The sequence below is a fragment of the Marinobacter sp. genome, from assembly GCF_041687235.1.
GTDB lineage: Bacteria > Pseudomonadota > Gammaproteobacteria > Pseudomonadales > Oleiphilaceae > Marinobacter.
Genome location: NZ_JAWLCH010000002.1, coordinates 296,487 through 311,325, shown reverse-complemented (window position 1 = coordinate 311,325; position 14,839 = coordinate 296,487). Strand labels below are relative to the sequence as shown.

Below are 14,839 nucleotides of genomic sequence, written 5' to 3'. Positions count from 1 at the left end.
CAAAGATAAAAAACGGGCGGCCCCTTGTGAGGGCCGCCCGTGGGGTTCAGGGTTTATTTGGCGCTGTCGATCACCTTTTCGGCGTCTGCGATAACGTCATCGGACAGGGTAATGCCCATGCGCTCGGCGGCAGCCGGGTTCACGAACAGGTCCAGCTTTTCCATGGTCTCAACGGCCATGTCGCCAGGCTTTTCACCGTTCAGTACCCGGGCAACCATCACGCCGGTCTGACGGCCATGGTCGTAGTAATCAAACCCCATGGCGGCGACGGCGCCGCGCTGAACGGTGGCAGTGTCGGCCGCGAATATCGGAATACCTGCGCGCTCGCCCACAGAGATAACGGCTTCGGCCGCACTGATGACGGTGTTGTCGGTGGTCAGGTAGATGGCATCCGCCTTGCCAACCAGGGAGCGGGCGGCACCCAGAACCTCTGAGGTTTTGGTGGCGGCGCCTTTGACCAGCTCAAGGCCGCGGGCGGCAAGGCGCTCTTCCAGCAGTTCCACCAGGGAGACGGCATTGGCCTCGCCCGGGTTGTAAACGGTGCCAATGCGCTTGGCATCGGGCATTACGCGCTGAAGCATATCCAGATGCTTGTCGATGGGCAGCATGTCGCTCACGCCGGTGATGTTGGCGCCCGGTGCGTCAAGGTTGTTTACCAGCTTGGCACCAAGCGGATCGGTAACAGCAGAAAAGATCACGGGCGTATTGCGGGCCGCGGCAGCAACGGTCTGGGCAGACGGGGTGGCAATGGCCACGATCACATCCGGGCTTTCGCCGACAAACTTGCGGGCGATCTGGGAGGCGATGGCGGAATTGCCCTGGGCACTCTCGTGCATTACTTTCAGGTTGTCGCCTTCTTTGAAGCCGCGCTCGGCGAGTTCGTCTTTAATGCCCTGGTAGACGGCGTCCAGTGCCGGGTGTTCCACGATCTGTGTGATGGCTACAACGCGGGGTTCCTGTGCCTGTACAAGAGTTGCCAGTGCCAGCAGTGTGGCGCCAAACAGGGTGCGCAGGGTTGTCTTGGCCATAGTGCCCATCTCCGGGTAAGTTGACTGGAATGTTGCAATTCTGAAGGAGCGGAAGTTTACCACAGGCACCGGGTTTGAGGGGTAGGGATCTTGGCCCGGGCGTGCACGGAGCGGGGAAAATAGGTGCAGTTGGAAATTATTTTGCTTGTGTCACGTTTTGACGGGCCGTGTTATGTTGAAATACCCTACGAAAGTCTAATAATAAGTCATCCATAATTCGAACAACGAACTGCAAGGAAGGTCCATGGACACAACAAACAAACTTCCCCTGGATATGGTCTATCACTGGGAGAAGGCCAAGGCGAACTCCCTCTATATGACCCAGCCCATCGGGGGCGGCAAAACGGTGGAGTACACCTGGGGCCGGGCGGTAGATGAGGCAAGGCGGATGGCGTCTTACCTCAAATCCCTCAACCTCCCGGAGAAGAGCCGCATCGGGCTGATTTCCAAGAACTGCGCCCACTGGATCATGACGGACTGGGCCATCTGGATGGCCGGGCACATTTCCGTTCCGCTGTATCCCACCCTGAATGCCGACACCGTTAATTACATCCTGAATCACGCCGAGTGTGAGGTGGTGTTTGTTGGCAAGCTGGACGACTGGGACATGATGAAACCGGGCGTGCCGGATTCCGTTCGGTGCATTTCCTTCCCGCTGAGTCCGCCCAACGATTTCGAAACCTGGGACGATATCGTGGCCAAGTATCCGCCACTGGAGGAAAACGTCCGGCGTGATGCCGACGAACTGGCCACCATCGTTTATACCTCCGGCAGCACCGGCAAGCCCAAGGGCGTCATGCTGAGCTTCGGCAACATGGCCTATGCGGCGGAAGGGGGCATGGAAGTGCTGGGCGTTGGTTCCGAGGAGCGCATGCTGTCGTACTTGCCGCTGGCGCACGTATTCGAGCGTACCTTTGTGGAGCTGGCCTCGCTGTATGCCGGCTTCCAGCTCTACTTTGCGGAATCCCTGGATACCTTTGTGCAGGATCTGCAGCGGGCACAGCCCACGTTGTTCCTTTCCGTGCCGCGCCTGTGGGTGAAATTCCAGCATGGTGTGCTTCAGAAGCTGCCCAAGAAGAAGCTGGACCGGTTGCTGAAGATTCCGGTGGTCAACAAACTGATCAAGAAAAAGATCCTCAAAGGCCTCGGGCTCGACAAGGTCAAACTGGCTGGCAGTGGCTCGGCGCCTCTGGCGAGCGATGTTCTGGACTGGTACCGCAATCTTGGCCTCGAGTTGCTTGAAGGCTATGGCATGTCCGAGAACTTCGCCTATTCCCACATGAGTAAACCAGGTCGTTCGAGGACGGGGTACGTCGGTGAATCCCTGCCCGGTGTTGAGACCCGGATCAGTCCGGAAGGTGAGATTCAGGTCAAGAGCCCGGCCACCATGGTGGGCTACTACAAGGATGAGGAGAAAACCCGGGAAACCTTCACCGAGGACGGCTTCCTGAAGACCGGCGACAAAGGCGAGATTGATGAGATGGGCCGACTCAAGATTACCGGCCGCATCAAGGAAATCTTCAAGACCAGCAAAGGCAAGTACATTGCGCCTGCGCCCATCGAGAATCGCCTGATGTCCCACGACGCCATCGAAATGGTGTGTGTATCCGGTTCCAATCAGACCCAGCCCCACGCGCTGGTAATGCTGGGCGAGGAAGTGCGGCCGAAGATGGCGGACGAAGCGTTCCGGAAGGAGATCGAGGAAAGCTTCAAGCAGCTGATCGCCGATGTGAACAAGACCGTGGATCCCCATGAGCAGCTGGCATTCATTACGGTGGTCAGCGACGAATGGTCGATTGAGAACAGCTTCCTTACGCCCACGATGAAGCTAAAGCGTAATGTGGTTGAGGATGCCTATCAGGAGAAAGTGGATAACTGGTACGCCCAGCGCCAGCCGGTTATCTGGCAGTAAGACATTCGGTTTCAGGTGAAGATGTTCAGGCCCGGCTCCGCCGGGCCTTTTTTGTGGATGAAAAACCGACGTTAGTCGCATAGGGAAAAGGAATAAGCGGGCCTAAACTGGAGTGATATCAGGAGGATGTTATGAGCCAGTTGTCCCTTTTCCAGAAACGTATCCAGGATGAAATTCCCCTTTCACGGGCGTTGGGGATTCAATTGCATTCGTGGGATGGCCATTCCCTGCTGCTCAGTGCGCCGCTGGAGCCCAACAGCAATCACCAGGGTACGGGGTTTGGCGGCAGCGTATACTCTGCCGCCGTAACTGCGGCCTGGGGCCTGACAGAGCTGGCGCTCTGGGATCTGGGGCTCCGGGGGAACGTGGTGGTGCAGAGCGGGAACATTGATTACCTGGAACCGGTCAGTTCGGATTTTTACGTGATCTGCCGTCTGCCCGGCGACGAGATCCCCGAACGTTTCCGCAAAAGTCTTGCCCGTCACGGCAAGGGCCGTCTCGACCTGACCGCTGAAGTGTTTTGTGGTCAACCGACGACCAGGCCCGAGGTTGAGCCTGTAGCGGTCTTTCAGGGCAGGTTCGTGGTTCAGGATGTGAAATCCCGGGTGAATCTCTGACTGTGTCAGGCAATTGAGCGGCTGTTGGAGATCGACCGGCTCATCAGAATGATCGGAATGATGCCTGCCAGGACAATGATCAGGGCAGGCAGGGCGCTGTGGTAGAGGCGCTCGTCTGATGCAAACTGGTACACGTAAGTGGCCAGTGTCTCGAAATTGAACGGCCTGAGAATCAGCGTGGCCGGCAATTCCTTCATGCAATCCACGAACACCACCAGGGCGGCTGTGACCAGCGTGCCCCTGAGCATGGGCAGGTGAACACGCACCAGGGTGTTGCCAGGGCTGTGGCCCAGAGACCGGGACGCCATGTCCATGCTCGGTGTTATCTTCTGCAACGCACTTTCCACGCTGCCGGCGGAAACCGCGAGGAACCGCACAGTGTAGGCAAACACCAGGGCGAAGGCTGAGCCGCTCAGTAGCAGGCCGGTACTGATTCCGAACGCATCCCGCATCAGGCTGTCGAGCCAGTTGTCAAAGCCCGCCAGTGGCACAATCACGCCCACCGCCAACACTGCGCCGGGCATGGCGTAGCCAAGGCTCGACAGGCGCATCAGCACCTGCATTTTGCGGGTGTTGTGCAGGCGGCGGCTGTACGCGAGAGTGATGCCGATCAGCAAAGTGGTCAGTGCCGCCGTGCCGGAGAGGAACAGGCTATTGAAGGTGTTGCGGACGAAATCCGGGTTCCAGCTTTCACCAAAATATTCCCAGGCGTAGAGGCCGAGGGTGGCGCCCGGAATCACGAAGCCGAACAGCACTGGCAGTGCGCACACCGCCACGCAGATCATCTGGCGCGGGAATGACATGGTGAAGCGACGAATCGGATCGCGGTTGTCCCGGGCGGCGAACTGCTGCTGGCGCCTCCGGGAGTAGCGTTCCAGGGTAACCAGGATTACCACGAAGATCAGCATGGTGGTGGCAATCTGGGCGGCACCACCGAGGTTGCCGAGATTCATCCAGGTGTCGAACAGGCCGGCGGTGAGCGTCTGAACCGCAAAGAAGTCCACGGTGCCGAAATCATTGAGGGTTTCCATCAGCACCAGCGACAGCCCCACCGCTACCGCCGGGCGGGCGATGGGCAGAACCACCCGGAAGAACGTGCTCAGGGCCGAGTGGCCGAGGCTGCGGCTTACCGCAAACAGAGAGGGGGACTGCTCAAGGAAGGCGGCCCGGGCGAGCAGGTAAACGTATGGATAGAGCACAAGCCCGATCATCAGCGTGGCGCCTTCCAGGCTGCGGATTTCCGGAAACCAGTAATCGGCAGCGCTGGTCCAGCCAAACCAGTCCCTGAGGGCACCCTGGACCGGCCCTGCGTAGTCCAGGAGGCTGGTGTACACATAGGCAATGACGTAAGCGGGTACCGCAAAGGGCAGGAGCATGGCCCACTCAAAGAATTTTCGGCCGGGAAACTCGCACATGGTGACCGCCCAGGCCGATGCCAGGCCTATCACCAGGGTAAGGGCGCCCACGCCAACCATCAGCTTGAGTGTTGTGGTCAGATAGCGGGGAAGCGTGGTGTCAATCAGGTGCGGCCAGATGTTCTCTTCAGGAAAAAACGCCAGGAAAACTACCGAAACAACCGGAAGGGCAACAATGGCGGTGGTCAGCAGGGCGCTGATCATCCATTTCGGGGAGGTACGCTTTGCCAGCAGGGGCTGGGATAGCCCGGGAGTAACGCTGGTCGCGGCCTCGCTCATAGTGTCCCTGTGTCTGGATGTGGGGTCTTGCCAAGTAAAGGGTGCTGATTGTAGTCACCTGGCCGGATGCCTGCAATGACCAGGGTCATGGCAGGTGTCGGCGGCGTGGTGCCTCATGGCGGGTGAGGGTGGTGGCGCCACCCTCACTATTGACGACTACTCGCCGTCGTAGTCGACGCGGTCAACCAGTTTGACGGCGGCGTTACGGTTGTTGGCAATTTCCTGTAGTGACAGGTCGTCCGGGTTGATGGCACCCCACTCGGCGACCATGCCGGAGGGCTTCACATCCGGATTCGCCGGGTATTCGGTGTTCGCCTCGGCGTAGATGCGCTGGGCTTCCGGCGAGGACAGGAATTCCATCAGTTTGATGGCATTGTCGCGGTTCGGCGTGCTCCTGGTCAGGGAGATACCGCTGATGTTTACGTGGGTGCCACGGTCATCGGCGTTCGGGAATACCAGGCGAACCTGTTCGGCGATTGGCCGCTGGTTCTCATCCTGCAGCATGTTGCCATAGTAGTAGCTGTTACCGATGGCCACATCACACACGCCCTCGGCAATCGCCTTGATCTGGTCACGGTCGCCACCCTGGGGTTTGCGAGCCAGGTTGTCTTTCACGCCGGCCAGCCATTCTTCGGTCTCGGCTTCGCCGTGGTGGGCGATCATTGAGGAGAACAGGGCAATGTTATACGGGTGCTTGCCGCTGCGGGTACAGATGCGGCCTTCCCACTTGTCGTCAGCCAGTTGCTCGTAGGTGGTGATCTCGCCTTCCTCAACGCGGTCTTTGGAGGCGAAAATCAGCCGGCCGCGGGTGGTCAGCGCAAACCACTTGCCCTCAGGATGACGCAGGTTGTCCGGGATGTTCTTTTCCAGGGTGTCGTTGTCCAGGCCCTGAACCAGATCACGCTCTACCAGTTCGTTGAGACGGGAGATGTCAACGGTCATCACCACATCAGCGGGGCTGTTACGACCTTCACGCTCCAGGCGTTCTGCCAGACCCTGTTTGGCGAAGACCACGTTGCTCTTGATGCCGGTTTCCTGTTCGAACGCGTTCAGCAGGGGCTCGAGCAGGTAGGCCTGGCGGTAGGAGTAGATGTTGACCTCACCGTCTGCAGAGGCGGCCATTGGCATGGCCGTGAGGGCGATTGCGGCGGTTGCAGCCAGTTTCATTCTCATAATCCCATCCTTTTCGGGTGTTCCGGTAACCGTGTGTGCCTGCAGCGAGACCCACAGGTGCTTAAAAACGCCAACCATTCTCATTTCCGTTGTGTGTATAGTCAATGTCTCGGTTGGCATATTTTTCTGAAAATGGTGTTATGCTTCGGAAGACTATAAAAACTATGCAAAAAGTAGTGGAATCCTCAGATGGTTGGGAACGATCGAAGAGAGCACATGCGCACCGCCATGAGTGCGAAAGTTAAGGTGGTGCATGCGGAGCTGGGAGAGTTCATATTCTCAACCCGCGATATTTCCGATGGCGGTGTCTTTATCGTTGTCGACACTGAGCCTTTTGCGCCGAGTCTGGGCGACAAAGTTACCGTGCAGGTGCAGGGGCTGCCCGTGCCGGCGCCGGTGCTTGAAATGGTGGTTGTACGCAAAACCAATGACGGCTATGGCCTGCAGTTTGATCAGAATGGTGACTGAATAGGCGGATTGGCGGCGCCTTCCATGGATAATGGCAAGTCCAACTTGAACGCCGCCAGGGATGCACCAGCACAATGATCTTTTCAGCCCTCTCCAGAGCTTACAAGCCCGTTATTGCAAGCCTGATGCTGTTGTTTACTTCAGGCTGTGCCAGCTATTACTCCCATTTTGCGATGTTTCCGGCAGAGAATTCCTCAGGGGAGCCGAGGCAGGTGCGGTTGTCCTGGCAAAGTGCCGAATACCCGGATTGGTGGCTGGCCGGTGATAAGGCGACGTCTGTAAAGCTTGAAACCCAGTGCAGTGACCGGATCTGGCGGTTACGCGATGGCGACGATGCCAGTGCGGGTGAATGTGCCACCGGCATCCGGGCCTGCGGCGGGCAAGGCCGGGATCATGTTGCGACGACGGGCAAATCGGCAACCGAATCGACCCGTTGCATGGCCATTAACCCGGCCGATCCCGATGCGCGTATTGCCGATGTGGATGGCAAGCTGGAGTTGCTGGTTTCCTGTACTCCCGCGGTTGTCACGGAGGGGCAGGGCGACGATGCCGTTAACCTGGATTACCTGCGGGCCTCGTCAGTGCCCTATACCGTCCACGTACGCAAGGCACCAAGGGGAGCGATGCACGCCCGTTTGCCGGAGTTTGACGAATCCGTATGTGACGCAGAGTGACACTTTCTGACGTTGATATGTGACCCCGATCACGTTGCTACATTTTGTTTCCTGTTGAATATTAGCGTTACGCTTTGTCGCGTTTGGGTTACCCGACGATACGATATTGTAATTGTGTCTTCCGGTGGTTCGGTCAGAATGGTAACGATCGATACGTTTGTTGTGTGAGGTGGCCCGTGGGTGTCCAACAGAAGAAAGTGGCAGTACATGATCTGGAAGTAGGCATGTTCGTGTCTGATCTGGACAGGCCATGGCACCAGACGCCTTTTCCGATCCAGGGCTTTCATATCCGTTCACAGGATGACATCCGTGCGTTGGTCTCCCACTGCAAGTGGGTCATGGTTGATGTGGCGGAAGCCCGTGAATCCAAAGAGGTTAAAGGCGGAAGCAGGCCGGTTTTTGGCAAGACACTGAACAAGCGTGGTGGCGGTCGTGAGCAGCTCCAGTTGCCGCCGTTGAGCATTCGCGAGCCGGTCACCTATGAGACGGTCACCAGTCTGAAAAAAGAAATGAAAGCCTCCCGGCGTTTGCTGGACGATGTCGAAGTGGCTTTGGACCAGTTGTTTGAGACGCTTCGGGCCGATGGGGTGCCGGATCTCAGGCCGATAGCCGCGATCACCAGCAAGATGGTGAGCAGTGTGGTTCGTCAACCCGATGCGCTGCTCTGGCTCAGTCGCACTCGCGCTCATGACAGTTACCTGTACCGGCATGCGCTGAATACGTCGGTGTGGGCCTTGGTGTGTGGTCGTCACCTGGGTCTGAACGAGGGGCTCCTTAACCATCTGGGCCTCGGTTGCCTGCTGTCACAGGTGGGCAAGACCACGTTGCCACCCGAATTACTGGCCCGGGAAGGCCAATTGAGCGCCGAGGAATATCTGTCCTACCGCGGCTACGTCAGTCGTGGTGTCGCCATGCTGGAGGGCAGCGGGCTTTCCCGTGCGGTCCTGAGTGTGGTTCAGGGGCATCGTGAGCGCCACAACGGTTCAGGTTTTCCGGAAGGTGTCCGTGGCGATCGTATTCCGCTGCTGGCCAAGGTGGCGGGCATTGCCGAATTTTTCGAATCCCTGATTGCGCCCCGCTCCCATGCCGAGCCCATGACGCCCGCGAAAGCGGTTACCTTGCTCTACGAGATGCGCAACATCGAGTTCCAGGAAGATCTGGTGGAAAACTTCATCCAGGCGATCGGGATCTACCCCACCGGCAGCTTGGTGGAGTTAAGCGATGGCCAGCGCGGTATTGTGGTTTCCCATTCTCCTGAGCGTCGTCTCTGGCCGAGGGTCATGGTCATGACCGATACCTCTGCCCGCCCGTTGAAAAGCGCCAAGATCATTGATCTGGCCCGGTACAACGAAGGCCGGGAAGCGGCAGACACGGTTCGGGTGCGGGAGTGTCTGCCCCATGGCACCGAGGGGCTGGACCCGTCGCTTTACGATGTGACCGGTGTGGAGTCCCGCTGGAGCCTGTCCCGCCTGATCAGCGGATAACCACCCGCAGCTGTTTGCGGACCCATCGATAGGTGTCCTCCGGCCGGAAGCTCAGCAGAAGCTCGGATTCTCCGCCGGAGGGACCTGCCACGAAATACTCGACCTTCCCGCTTTGCCAGTTGGCTGAATGGATCTGAACATCCTGTGGCCGAGTGCTGATGCCTTCGAGTTCTTCCAGGGCAAGCCCGCCTCCGATCTTGCGAACGGCTACCTGCTTGATGGCGGTATCAGAGGCGGGATGGCTGGCTACATCCTCATCCAGGAAATAGCGATTGGCAACGGTTGTGCTGATCGCTTTCAGTTCCCGTGTCAGATAGATCTGGGCGTCTTCCGAGTCGATGTCTTCCATGGTGCGCACCGAGTTTTCGATGCGGTCTCTCTTGGCTTCCAGGTCTTCACTGTATTCGATGTCCGGGTCCCGGTCCTCGTCATTTTCCGGCCGTAGTGGCGCGTTATCGATTTCTTCCTGGGTTGGTGGCTCCTCGCACAGCTCATCATCCGCCGGGTAAAAGCAGATTGCGGCCAGGAGCTGGTTGGCCGGAGACAGGGGTTCCGTGGCCGTGAACTCCGATTCGCTGACGCTGAAATCAATGGGTGCGGTAAGGTCCGGCAGGGCGGCGTTCAGCTGCGCAATAACCCGTTCGCGAATATCGATACCTTCTCCCTCGGCGACATTCTGGCTCCAGTTCAGAAGCATCAGGAATCGGGTCAGGTTCATCAGTGTTGTGTCTTCGAGTACCTGTTGTTCGGTCAGGGTGTGGGTGGTCAGGCCTTCGTCATCCACCATCGGTGTCTGCAGGGCCGAACGGGTCGCTTCGAAAAACTCGAGCAGGGTTACGTATTGCCGGGTTGGCACACCGCTGACCAGTGGCAGATCCCCAACCCGGAATTCCAGGGTTTCACCGGGGTAGTAACGGAACTCCCCGGTGGTGTTGGTCTTTCCGGACTGGCTCGCCGTCTGGTAGGACAGGCCACTGAAGCCGTTGAAATTCAGCCGGCCGACGCTGGTATCGTCACCAGAGCCGCCGTCGTCATCCAGGCAGCCGGTGAGGGCAAGTGCGCCCAGTAGTGTAAAGGTCAAACGGATGCGGTGAACGGATCTCATGGTTGGTCGTACATTCCCTTCGATTCAGCGCGCCCGCACCCAGAGTGCGGCAGCCCCTTTTGTAAATTGTTGTAACCGCATTATAGGGGCGGGGTTTGCCTCATATCGGGATTCCTGTCGCAGTTTCCGTTATTGGCCCGGTAACAGCGGTGGTCGATAAGGGCCTTGAAATCAGCGGCTTTGTCACAATAAATAGCATTCTAAATTCTGGCGTGCGGCCCGGACCGTTCATCGCCGTTTTTCACCGAATCGGAATCGTCTATGACCAATGCACTGGAAATCGAGGGTCTCACCAAGACTTACGGTGACGGATTCGAGGCCCTCAAGGGGATTGATCTTCATGTCGCCGAGGGAGATTTTTTCGCCCTGCTGGGGCCCAACGGGGCTGGTAAATCAACCACGCTGGGCATCGTCTGCTCCCTGGTGAACAAGACCGCAGGCAAGGTGCGGGTGTTCGGGTACGACACCGACACCCATCTCTCTGATGCCAAGCTGAACCTCGGTGTGGTGCCCCAGGAGTTCAACTTCAACCAGTTTGAAAAAGTATTCGACATCGTGACCACCCAGGCCGGCTACTATGGTATTCCCTTGAAGCAGGCGTCTGTTTCCGCCGAGAAGTACCTGAAAAAGCTTGGTCTCTGGGACAAGCGGGATACCCCCGCCCGAATGCTGTCCGGAGGCATGAAGCGCCGGTTGATGATTGCCCGCGCCCTGGTTCATGAACCGAAGCTCCTGATTCTTGATGAGCCGACGGCCGGTGTGGATATTGAACTCCGGCGCTCCATGTGGACCTTCCTGGAAGAGATGAACCGCCAGGGCACCACCATTATCCTGACGACCCATTACCTTGAGGAAGCGGAAGCCCTTTGCCGCAACATTGCCATTATCGACCACGGCAAGATCCTCAGGCACACCAGCAAGAAGGCCTTGCTGCAGCAGCTCAGCGTGGAGACATTCGTGCTGGATACCGACGCGCCTCTGGATGCGGCGCCCGATCTGGATGGTTTTCCGGCCCGTCTTGACGGGGAAGGGGCCCTGGAGGTGGAAGTGGAGAAAGGCCAGGGCCTGAACCAGGTGTTCGTGCAGCTTGAGCGGTTGGGTATCAAGGTGGTCAGTATGAGGACAAAGGCTAACCGGCTGGAGGAGCTGTTTATCCGAATGGTGGAGGAGAATGCGGCGGACTCACGCAAGGCTGTGGAGGGCGCAGCATGACTCCGCACGCCCTGTTCACAGCCTTCAGCACCATCGTTGTCCGGGAAGTTCGCCGTTTTACCCGTATCTGGGCTCAGACGCTACTACCGCCGGCGGTCACCATGACGCTCTATTTCATTATTTTCGGTAACCTCATCGGTTCCCGGATCGGGGACATGGGCGGTTTCGATTATATGTCGTTCATCGTGCCGGGGCTGATCATGATGGCGGTGATCACCAGTTCCTACGCTAACGTGGTGTCCTCGTTTTTCTCCATGAAGTTCCAGCGCAGCATCGAGGAGCTGCTGGTTTCACCGGTTCCCAACTGGGTGATTCTGGCCGGCTACGTAACCGGTGGAATGGCCCGGGGGCTAGGGATCGGCCTGATCGTGACCCTGTTGTCGCTGGCCTTCACCCGCCTGTCGATCCACAACCTGCCCATGATGGTTGTGACCGTGTTTCTGACGTCTGCCCTGTTCGCGCTGGGTGGCTTCATCAATGCGATGCTGGCCACCAAGTTCGACGATATCTCCATCGTACCGACGTTTGTTTTGACGCCGCTGACCTACCTGGGCGGTGTGTTCTACAGCATCGATCTGTTGCCGGGGTTCTGGCAGGGCGTGTCCATGGCCAACCCTATCCTGTATATGGTGAACGGCTTCCGGTACGGGATTCTGGGCGTGTCAGACGTTAATCCCTTTGTTTCCCTTGGTATGATTCTGGTTTTCATCGCCGTGCTGGCATTCATTGCTCTGAGAATGCTGGAGCGTGGCAAAGGCATTCGCCACTGATTCAGGTACACCTATGGCACTTAATGACGCGCCGCTTGGCAAGACAAGCGATTACCCGGACAGCTATGACCCGGCCCTGCTGTTCCCCGTTGCGAGAGAGGAAAACCGTCGCCGTCTTGGTCTGGAGGATGGCCGCTGGCCCTGGTTTGGTGAAGATCTCTGGCAGGCGTGGGAGATCTCCTGGCTGCGGCCCAATGGCGTTCCTGAGGTGGCCTGGGCGGAGATTGTTTTTCCGGCCGCTTCGCCGTCGATCATCGAGTCCAAATCGCTCAAGCTCTATCTGAATTCGCTGAACCAGGCGGTTTACTCCTCCCGGGATCAGGTTGCGGAAGTAATCACCCGGGATCTTTCCAGCGCCTGCGGCGGTGCGGTTCAGGTCAGCCTGTTGAGCGTCGATGAATCCGGGGAGGCCATTGGCCGCCCCGAGGGTTTTGAGTTGATCGATGACGAACCTGTGGGCGATGTGGTGTACGAGTACGCGCCCGAGTCACTGGTGGCCGGTGATGAGGTGGTAACGGAGCATCTGTGCTCGCATTTGCTGAAGAGCAACTGCCCGGTGACGGGACAGCCGGACTGGGCCACGCTGCTGGTCAGCTACACCGGGCCGAAAATCGACCGGGCGGGGCTGCTTCGCTATGTCGTGAGTTTCCGGCAGAAGCAGGATTTTCATGAGCATTGTGTGGAAACAGTATTTACCGATCTGATGAGCCGATGCCGGCCTGAATCGCTGACGGTGGTTGCCCGTTACACACGCCGGGGCGGACTGGATATCAATCCCTGGCGAAGTACGCAAACCGGTGAGGATGCCGGGCCGCGGCTGATACGCCAGTAATACGGGCTGATGGGGGTACAGGGAGGTACTTCAGGACACGTCTTCTTCCCGTCGCAGTCGGTCTGCGGCGTCTTCCAGTGCAGTCAGGATAGCCTGCCGCTCTTTCTCGGTAATCTTGTCGGAATCCAGGTACATGGCAAAGCCGCTGTGTTCATGTTCCATGAAGCTGCGGTTAGGGCCCATATCGCGTCGGAAATCCACCACTTCGTAGATCGGCACGGGTTTGCCGAAGCCTTTCACCGTGATTTCTCCCTTGTCGCGGCACATGATCTTGTCCTTGATCAGCGAGAAGGTCTCGTAGGAGACCAGGATTTCACCGGGCTCTGCCAGGGATTCGAGACGGCTGGCCAGGTTCACTTCCTTACCGATGATGGTGTAGTCCATCCGGTTTTCCGCGCCGAAGTTGCCCACGGTGGTGTAGCCGGTGCTGATGCCCATGCGGATTTCGAGGGGCGTCTTGATGCCCTGGCTGCGCCATTTCTGGCGCATGATTTTCATATGCTTGCGCATCTCGATGGCCATGGATACGCAGGCAAAGGCGTCTTCACGCTGGCCGCGGCTGGTGGGATCCCCGAAGAAGACCATGATGGAATCGCCCACGAACTTGTCGATGGTGCCGCCGTATTTCAGGGCCACTTCCGACATCTCGTTGAAGTAGTGATTCAGCAGTTCGGTCAGTGCTTCGGGCTCCATTTCTTCGGAAAGTTCGGTGAAGCCCTTGATGTCGGAAAAGAACACCGCAAGCTTCTTGCGCTGGGTTTCCAGCCGCACGTCCCGCTCACCGGTAAAGATGGACTGCCAGACCTGTGGCGACAGGTATTTTGACAGTTTGTGGGAGAGTGCGATGGACTGCTCCCGCTGGTTCTGGATCTGGGTCTTTGCCAGCATCAGTGCCCGTGCCTGTTGATGGGAGTAATAGGCGGTGACGCAGATATAAAGCCCGGTTGAAAGGATGGAGACAATGCTGGTCAGCAATGGCGAATGCGGGCCGTCTGCCGGACCAAGGATGGCAACGGCGCCGGCAATGGCGGCAGCCATGAAAACGGTACCAAGAACCCACTGCCGGATGCCGCCAACGATCAGGCAGCTGAACATCAGCATCAGGGCAACGGCCAGGGAGGGAATAACGACCAGCCCGATGCAGCCAATAAACGCGCCACCGATAACGCAATCGAAAATCAGCATTTTCTGGCGGATGCGCGGGGAGTTTCGCAGGAACGTCCGTCGGGTCAGCAGGTGGGCGATGTGTGGCCAGGTCAGTGCGCCGGCCACCAGCCACAGAAGCCACTGGGCAAATGCACCCTGAAGAACACCGGTTACGATGATGGCGGCCGTGGTGGTGTAGGCCAGCACCCGACCGTTGTAATCCGGCATGGGCGGGATGGCAATCGGATTGCCCGGCGCATCACACGCCATGGCTCGGCCAGCGGAGCTGCTGGCATTGCGCAGGTCTGCCGGTGCGCTCATCATTTCAGAAACGGATCCTGCCAATGAGCATGTCCCGGAACATGACCCAGTCGCCCATCAGGCTGTACAGTGGGTACTTGAAGGTGGCGGGCCGGTTTTTTTCAAACTTGAAATGGCCAACCCAGGCGAAGCCGTAGCCGATGACGGGCAGGGCCAGTAGCCACAAAAGCTTGCCTGAAATCAGTGCCCACGCGGCCACGATCAGAACCAGCAGGCTGCCGACAAAGTGCAGACGGCGACAGGTTACATCGCTGTGCTCTTCAAGGTAGTAAGGATAGAATTCGGAAAACCTGTTGAAGGTTTGCTGGTTACTCATTGTGTTGCCACTCACCGTTGTACGACCGCGTCATTTATAATTGTTGGCAGACCCGACTACGACTAAAGGTTAACAGTATTACGTACA

At 58.1% G+C, this 14,839-nt stretch carries 14 protein-coding genes; 8 read left to right on the top strand and 6 right to left on the bottom strand.

Features of this window, described 5'->3' with window-relative positions; genetic code table 11:
- Positions 1-53: 53 nt before the first annotated feature.
- Positions 54-1,028 (bottom strand): ABC transporter substrate-binding protein, encoded by a 975-nt coding sequence (locus ACESMK_RS05160; RefSeq protein ID WP_372995927.1) that lies wholly within the window; start codon positions 1,026-1,028, stop codon positions 54-56.
- 244 nt (positions 1,029-1,272) lie between these two features.
- Here ACESMK_RS05160 and ACESMK_RS05155 point away from each other — a divergent pair, with 244 nt between their 5' ends.
- Together ACESMK_RS05155 and ACESMK_RS05150 are read left to right on the top strand one after the other, a co-directional pair.
- Positions 1,273-2,940: an AMP-binding protein gene (locus tag ACESMK_RS05155; protein ID WP_372995925.1), complete on the top strand. Its 1,668-nt coding sequence runs from the start codon at positions 1,273-1,275 to the stop codon at positions 2,938-2,940.
- Between the two features lie 131 nt (positions 2,941-3,071).
- Positions 3,072-3,557 carry a thioesterase domain-containing protein gene (locus ACESMK_RS05150; protein ID WP_372995923.1) on the top strand — a complete coding sequence of 162 codons (486 nt, stop codon included), beginning with the start codon at positions 3,072-3,074 and terminating at the stop codon, positions 3,555-3,557.
- Between the two features lie 5 nt (positions 3,558-3,562).
- Here the strand turns inward: ACESMK_RS05150 and ACESMK_RS05145 are convergent, their stop codons facing one another.
- Both ACESMK_RS05145 and ACESMK_RS05140 read right to left on the bottom strand, forming a co-directional pair.
- Complete coding sequence (locus ACESMK_RS05145) at positions 3,563-5,251, bottom strand: ABC transporter permease (RefSeq protein WP_372995921.1); 1,689 nt, start codon at positions 5,249-5,251, stop codon at positions 3,563-3,565.
- A gap of 156 nt (positions 5,252-5,407) precedes the next feature.
- Entirely contained in the window at positions 5,408-6,424 is a 1,017-nt protein-coding gene (locus tag ACESMK_RS05140) for a Fe(3+) ABC transporter substrate-binding protein (RefSeq protein ID WP_372995919.1), read from the bottom strand.
- Between the two features lie 189 nt (positions 6,425-6,613).
- Here ACESMK_RS05140 and ACESMK_RS05135 point away from each other — a divergent pair, with 189 nt between their 5' ends.
- From ACESMK_RS05135 to ACESMK_RS05125, 3 genes are all read left to right on the top strand, one after another.
- The gene (locus tag ACESMK_RS05135; protein ID WP_372995917.1) at positions 6,614-6,892 is read left to right on the top strand and encodes a PilZ domain-containing protein; all 279 of its coding nucleotides are present in this window, start codon (positions 6,614-6,616) and stop codon (positions 6,890-6,892) included.
- A gap of 74 nt (positions 6,893-6,966) precedes the next feature.
- A complete protein-coding gene (locus ACESMK_RS05130; protein WP_372995915.1) occupies positions 6,967-7,566 on the top strand; it encodes a hypothetical protein in 600 nt (199 codons plus the stop codon).
- 176 nt (positions 7,567-7,742) lie between these two features.
- Positions 7,743-9,050, top strand: a complete 1,308-nt coding sequence (locus tag ACESMK_RS05125) for an HD-GYP domain-containing protein (RefSeq protein WP_372995913.1) — start codon at positions 7,743-7,745, stop codon at positions 9,048-9,050.
- Here the strand turns inward: ACESMK_RS05125 and ACESMK_RS05120 are convergent.
- Entirely contained in the window at positions 9,040-10,155 is a 1,116-nt protein-coding gene (locus tag ACESMK_RS05120; protein ID WP_372995911.1) for an organic solvent ABC transporter permease, read from the bottom strand. The two genes, ACESMK_RS05125 and ACESMK_RS05120, sit on opposite strands and share 11 nt — an antisense overlap.
- 261 nt (positions 10,156-10,416) lie before the next feature.
- Between ACESMK_RS05120 and ACESMK_RS05115 the strand changes: the two genes are divergently transcribed.
- The 3 genes from ACESMK_RS05115 to queF are packed head-to-tail and all read left to right on the top strand — an operon-like array spanning position 10,417 to position 12,969.
- The gene (locus ACESMK_RS05115) at positions 10,417-11,367 is read left to right on the top strand and encodes an ABC transporter ATP-binding protein (RefSeq protein WP_372995909.1); all 951 of its coding nucleotides are present in this window, start codon (positions 10,417-10,419) and stop codon (positions 11,365-11,367) included.
- Complete coding sequence (locus ACESMK_RS05110) at positions 11,364-12,137, top strand: ABC transporter permease (protein WP_372995907.1); 774 nt, start codon at positions 11,364-11,366, stop codon at positions 12,135-12,137. Before ACESMK_RS05115 ends, ACESMK_RS05110 begins: the two co-directional genes overlap by 4 nt.
- A gap of 13 nt (positions 12,138-12,150) precedes the next feature.
- A complete protein-coding gene (gene queF, locus ACESMK_RS05105) occupies positions 12,151-12,969 on the top strand; it encodes an NADPH-dependent 7-cyano-7-deazaguanine reductase QueF (RefSeq protein ID WP_372995905.1) in 819 nt (272 codons plus the stop codon).
- 30 nt (positions 12,970-12,999) lie between these two features.
- On the opposite strand, the gene ACESMK_RS05100 is transcribed toward queF, so the two are convergent.
- Positions 13,000-14,439 carry an adenylate/guanylate cyclase domain-containing protein gene (locus ACESMK_RS05100; protein WP_372995903.1) on the bottom strand — a complete coding sequence of 480 codons (1,440 nt, stop codon included), beginning with the start codon at positions 14,437-14,439 and terminating at the stop codon, positions 13,000-13,002.
- A 1-nt stretch (position 14,440) separates the two neighbouring features.
- Positions 14,441-14,752, bottom strand: a complete 312-nt coding sequence (locus tag ACESMK_RS05095; protein WP_372995901.1) for an Mpo1-like protein — start codon at positions 14,750-14,752, stop codon at positions 14,441-14,443.
- Positions 14,753-14,839: the final 87 nt, after the last annotated feature.

Bases quoted from the DNA above. Each gene is read 5' to 3' on its own strand.
- ACESMK_RS05160 (WP_372995927.1), bottom strand. From the start codon at position 1,028: ATGGCCAAGACAACCCTGCGCACCCTGTTTGGCGCCACACTGCTGGCA.
- ACESMK_RS05155 (WP_372995925.1), top strand. From the start codon at position 1,273: ATGGACACAACAAACAAACTTCCCCTGGATATGGTCTATCACTGGGAG.
- ACESMK_RS05150 (WP_372995923.1), top strand. From the start codon at position 3,072: ATGAGCCAGTTGTCCCTTTTCCAGAAACGTATCCAGGATGAAATTCCC.
- ACESMK_RS05145 (WP_372995921.1), bottom strand. From the start codon at position 5,251: ATGAGCGAGGCCGCGACCAGCGTTACTCCCGGGCTATCCCAGCCCCTG.
- ACESMK_RS05140 (WP_372995919.1), bottom strand. From the start codon at position 6,424: ATGAGAATGAAACTGGCTGCAACCGCCGCAATCGCCCTCACGGCCATG.
- ACESMK_RS05135 (WP_372995917.1), top strand. From the start codon at position 6,614: ATGGTTGGGAACGATCGAAGAGAGCACATGCGCACCGCCATGAGTGCG.
- ACESMK_RS05130 (WP_372995915.1), top strand. From the start codon at position 6,967: ATGATCTTTTCAGCCCTCTCCAGAGCTTACAAGCCCGTTATTGCAAGC.
- ACESMK_RS05120 (WP_372995911.1), bottom strand. From the start codon at position 10,155: ATGAGATCCGTTCACCGCATCCGTTTGACCTTTACACTACTGGGCGCA.
- ACESMK_RS05115 (WP_372995909.1), top strand. From the start codon at position 10,417: ATGACCAATGCACTGGAAATCGAGGGTCTCACCAAGACTTACGGTGAC.
- ACESMK_RS05110 (WP_372995907.1), top strand. From the start codon at position 11,364: ATGACTCCGCACGCCCTGTTCACAGCCTTCAGCACCATCGTTGTCCGG.
- queF (WP_372995905.1), top strand. From the start codon at position 12,151: ATGGCACTTAATGACGCGCCGCTTGGCAAGACAAGCGATTACCCGGAC.
- ACESMK_RS05100 (WP_372995903.1), bottom strand. From the start codon at position 14,439: ATGATGAGCGCACCGGCAGACCTGCGCAATGCCAGCAGCTCCGCTGGC.
- ACESMK_RS05095 (WP_372995901.1), bottom strand. From the start codon at position 14,752: ATGAGTAACCAGCAAACCTTCAACAGGTTTTCCGAATTCTATCCTTAC.